We start from the raw sequence: 2293 nt of genomic DNA, 5'->3' as shown, positions 1-2293 counted from the left end.
AGGCCGGGGGGCTGGTGGTGGGGGTTACCGCGCCGCCGCTGTTCCCCACGCGCAAGGGGCCCAACGACCACGTGGACCTGGAGATCCCCGCGCCCACGCTGCTCACGCGCATCGAGCGGCTGCTGGACGTGGCGGTGGGGTACTTGGTGCTGCCGGGCGGGGTGGGCACGCTCACCGAGCTGATGGCGGCGTGGAACGTGGCGATGATCGCGCAGATGCACGGGCTGCCCTACCGGCCCATCGGGGTGCACGCGGGCTGGATGGAGCTGCTGCGGCCCCAGCTCGAGATCGCCCCGGCCCACCTCGAGCTGCTGAGCGTGCTGGGAAGCCTGGAGGACGTGGAGACCTTCCTCAGCGGCCTGCCGCGCTGAGCCGGCGCCCCAGGCGGCGTTCGGCGGCCGTGATGGCGGCGTCCATGGCGGCGAGGGGGTTCTCGAGGGTGTTGCCGTGCCCCACCGCCAGCCTCGAGGGGCCGAGCGCGCGCAGGCTGCGGGCAGTTTGCAGGGAGCGCTCGGCGTCCCAGGTGAACCAGGCCGGCAGGGGGAAGAGGGGCCGCACCACGCCCGCCACCGCGACCCCGCCCTGGGTCTGGAAGGCGTCGCCCACGATCAGGGTGCGGTCGCGGGCGTCGAGGAAGGCGAGCTGGCCGGGGGAGTGGCCGGGGGCGGCGATCACCTCGAGCGAGCCCACCCGGTCGCCGGGCTCGAGCAGCCGCGAGGGCGCGAACCCCAGGGGCACGAACTTCCCGCCGACCGGCTGCTGCCCCTCCCCGGCCTCGGGCGAGCGCTCGCCCCGCATCAGCCGGGCCTCGCGGCGGCCCACCAGGACTTCGGCCTCGGGGAGCAGGGCGTGGAGGGCCTCGAGCGAGCCGGCGTGGTCGGCGTGGCCGTGGGTGAGGGCGATGCGCCGGACGGGGGCGCCCAGGGCCCGCGCCGCGGCCACGATGGCCCTGGCTTGGCCCCAGGCGGTGTCGATGAGGGTGAAGCCGTCTTCCTCCCGCACCAGGAAGGCGTTGATGGGGAAGGGGAAGGCCTGGGTGAGCTGGACCAGGTGCGGGCCGTAGGGGGTCGCTTTCATCGGGGGCTCCTCTCAAGGCTAACGCCGATAGCCTTTATGGCTAACACTGTATGCCTTGAGCCCCGGCCTGTCAAGACTTACACTGTTCGCGTATGCCCTACCCTGCCAAGACCAGCCCCGAGGCCATCCTGGGGGCCGCCCTGGAACTCCTCGAGCAAGGCGGTGAGGACGGCCTTTCGCTGCGCGCCCTGGCCGGGAGGCTGGGCGTCAAGGCCCCCAGCCTCTACCGCCACTACCCCGACAAGGCCGCGCTCGAGGTGGCGCTCGTCGAGCACGGCAACCGCAGGCTGGGCGAGGCCCTGGTGGCCGCCAGCCGGGAGGGAGAGCCAGAAGCGGCGCTCGAGGCCGCCGCGCGGGCCTACCTCGAGTTCGCCCGCACCCACCCCCGCCTCTACGACCTGATGATGGACGCCCGGCTCAGCGCGCTCGCCAGCCGCGAGTCGGGCAAGGCGGTCTGGAACACCGTGCTGCAGCGGGTGGGGGCCCTCACCCGCGACCCCGACGACACCGCCGCCGCCGTAGCCTTGTGGTCCTTCCTGCACGGCTACGCCGGCCTCGAGCGCTCGGGCATGTTCGGCGCGAGCGGGCCCAAGGGCGGGCTGGAGGCGGGCCTGCGGGCCCTGGCGGCGGGCTTCAAAGCCCGGGCTGGGTGAGGCGGGCGCTGGGCGCGAGGGCCGCGCCCCCGTGGGCGAGCCCGTAGGCCACGAAGCCCGCCAGCGCCGCGAAGCCCACGCCGGTGCGGGCCAGGCCGGTCTGGGGGTCGAAGGACTCGCAGGCGTAGCCGTGGTCGAGGGGGGCCTGCTCGAGGGCCAGCACCGCCTCCGCCGCGCTGCGCCGCAGCCCCGAGAGCATGCGGTTGACCAGGCTGAAGCCCGAGGGGAAGGGGAAGTGGGCCGAGCCCTCCCCCACGAAGCGGGCGCGGTAGTGGTGGGGGTTCTCCTCCGACATGACCCACAAGGCGGTGGCCTGCCACACGAAGTCCTCGCGGGTCACGAAGCCCAGGTGGGGCAGCAGCATCAGGCTCCCGGCGGGCTCGTCGCCCCACACGAAGCCCCCGCCCGGCTCGAAGGCGAACACGAAGCGCCCGCCCTGCACCGCCTGGCGGTACAGGCTCTCGCGGACCTGGCGGGCCTCCTCGCGCAGGGCGGCGGGGTCGGGGGTGAAGGGGGCGAGCCGGTTCAGCGCCACCGACCACAGCGCGTTGCCGTAGGTGAGG

At 74.4% G+C, this 2293-nt stretch carries 4 protein-coding genes; 2 read left to right on the top strand and 2 right to left on the bottom strand.

All coding sequences use genetic code 11. The features are described from left to right. Window positions 1–371: LOG family protein (locus Mterra_RS20730; RefSeq protein WP_119316810.1), on the top strand; the 371-nt coding region annotated here is incomplete at its 5' end. Here Mterra_RS20730 and Mterra_RS20725 read toward each other — a convergent pair. Next, window positions 352–1077, bottom strand: a complete 726-nt coding sequence (locus Mterra_RS20725) for an MBL fold metallo-hydrolase (protein ID WP_119316809.1) — start codon at window positions 1075–1077, stop codon at window positions 352–354. The genes Mterra_RS20730 and Mterra_RS20725 overlap by 20 nt on opposite strands. A 92-nt stretch (window positions 1078–1169) precedes the next feature. Here Mterra_RS20725 and Mterra_RS20720 point away from each other — a divergent pair, with 92 nt between their 5' ends. Continuing rightward, window positions 1170–1730 (top strand): TetR/AcrR family transcriptional regulator, encoded by a 561-nt coding sequence (locus Mterra_RS20720; protein ID WP_119316808.1) that lies wholly within the window; start codon window positions 1170–1172, stop codon window positions 1728–1730. Here Mterra_RS20720 and Mterra_RS20715 read toward each other — a convergent pair. After that, a partial coding sequence (locus Mterra_RS20715) for a glycoside hydrolase family 125 protein (protein WP_119316807.1) occupies window positions 1711–2293 on the bottom strand: 583 nt, incomplete at its 5' end. The genes Mterra_RS20720 and Mterra_RS20715 overlap by 20 nt on opposite strands.

Source organism: Calidithermus terrae (genome assembly GCF_003574345.1).
In the GTDB taxonomy this organism is placed as follows: Bacteria; Deinococcota; Deinococci; order Deinococcales; family Thermaceae; genus Calidithermus; species Calidithermus chliarophilus.
Note: the sequence above shows the minus strand (reverse complement) of the source record. Positions and strands in the feature narration are given on the sequence as shown.

Excerpts from the sequence above, each read along its gene's own strand:
- Mterra_RS20725 (WP_119316809.1), bottom strand. The coding sequence starts at position 1,077 with ATGAAAGCGACCCCCTACGGCCCGCACCTGGTCCAGCTCACCCAGGCC.
- Mterra_RS20720 (WP_119316808.1), top strand. The coding sequence starts at position 1,170 with ATGCCCTACCCTGCCAAGACCAGCCCCGAGGCCATCCTGGGGGCCGCC.